This is a genomic window from Pseudomonas sp. PS02290 (genome assembly GCF_029960075.1).
In the GTDB taxonomy this organism is placed as follows: Bacteria; Pseudomonadota; Gammaproteobacteria; order Pseudomonadales; family Pseudomonadaceae; genus Aquipseudomonas.
The window spans coordinates 1-1,697 of record NZ_JASCOY010000205.1; the positions used below are offsets into that span (position 1 = coordinate 1).

Sequence of the window (1,697 nt, forward strand, 5' to 3'; positions counted from 1 at the left end):
GCCCGCGCCGAACGGACATCCATGTCCTGACGGCGCTCTCGCCGCATCCATGCGGCTCGGCCCACTCCGCGAAACCTGCGTTCAGCCTGCACCCAAGTCGCGTTTGGCGGTGTCTGGGCCTTCTGCGTATGAAGATCAAGATCAAGGGCGGATCAAAGGCTTCCCGGCTGATGCCGGTCCTACGGGGGGCGCCGCCGGTCCTTATGACTGCGCGCATTTGTAGGACCGGCTTTAGCCGGGAAGAGGTCAGCACGGGCGCCGCGAATTGATCGTTCCCACGCTCTGCGTGGGAATGCAGCCCAAGACGCTCCGCGTCGTCATTGAGCTTGGCAGTGGCTCTGCCGCTCAACAAAACATTTTGTGATCTTACCTGCCAGCTAAATGCATATTTTTTATAATTAGCTTAGCGCCAAATCGAATTTCACAGACCCTCGACTTCCCCCTATGTTGCTGACTCGCACCCGCGCCCTCCCCCTGGTGCAGGTTGTTCCATCAGCACGAGGAATTGTCATGAGCGTCGAGTTCATCGGTTATATCGCGACCCAGTCCGGGTCGGAGATTCATCCACGCAGCGGGCCGGCGGTCCAGCCTGAGTATGTGGAGAAAGTCGCCCGTGCCCATGAAGAGGCGGGCTTTGATCGTGCACTGGTTGCCTACCATTCCAACAGCCCGGACAGTGCGTTCGTGGCGTCTTACGCGGCCAGCGTCACGACAATATTGAAGTTTCTCGTCGCACACCGTCCGGGTTTTATCTCACCCACCGTCGCCGCTCGGCAATTCGCCACGCTGGATGTGTTCACTGGCGGGCGTATTGCGGTGCACATCATTACGGGCGGGGACGATCAGGAGCTGCGCGCTGACGGCAGTTTCATCGGCAAGGATGAGCGTTACGCCCGCACGGACGAGTACCTCGGCGTGGTGCGCCAGGAATGGACGGCCAACAAGCCGTTCGATCACTACGGTGATTATTACCAGTTCGAGGGCGCTCATTCGTTGGTCAAGTCGCCGCAGCAGCCGCATATTCCGCTGTATTTCGGGGGTGCCTCGCGGGCTGCGCTGGAAGTTGCCGGTAAGCATGCCGATGTCTATGCGCTGTGGGGCGAGACCTACGAGCAAGTCAGGGACATCGTCAAACAGGTGCGGGCTGAAGCCGCAAAGCACGGCCGGACGGTACGTTTCAGCCTGTCGTTGCGGCCGATTCTGGCGGAGACGGAGGAAAAGGCCTGGGCGCGTGCGGACGATATTCTTGAGCGGGCGAAGGCACTCGCCCAAGCGTCCGGCTTCGAACGACGCGAACCGCCGAATGAAGGTTCGCGGCGTTTGCTGGAAGCTGCGGCCCAGGGCGCGCGTCTGGACAAACGTTTGTGGACCGGCATTGCCGGGCTGCTCGGCGCGAAAGGCAACTCCACCGCGTTGGTGGGCACCGCAGAGCAAGTCGCCGAGGCGCTGCTGGATTATTACGACTTGGGAATCACGACGTTCCTGATTCGCGGTTTTGATCCGCTGGAAGACGCGATCGATTACGGCAAAAAGCTGATCCCGCTGACACGCGAATTGGTCGCGCGGCGTGAGCAGGAGAAGAACGAAAAAGTGGCGTAATCGCCGCCTGCGCTGGGGGTACATCGACATCCCATGCCTGGCGCGCCGCGGTACCGCGCGGCCCGAGTTTGGATAACGCCGGGTTATACGGGCCCGGG

Annotated in this window: 1 protein-coding gene; it reads left to right on the plus strand. The window is 61.0% G+C overall.

Translation table 11 applies throughout. The features are described from left to right. The first annotated feature begins 510 nt into the window (after positions 1–510). Positions 511–1,599, plus strand: coding sequence for an LLM class flavin-dependent oxidoreductase (locus tag QMX88_RS29240; RefSeq protein ID WP_282373729.1), 1,089 nt, complete (start codon positions 511–513; stop codon positions 1,597–1,599). Positions 1,600–1,697 lie beyond the last annotated feature (98 nt).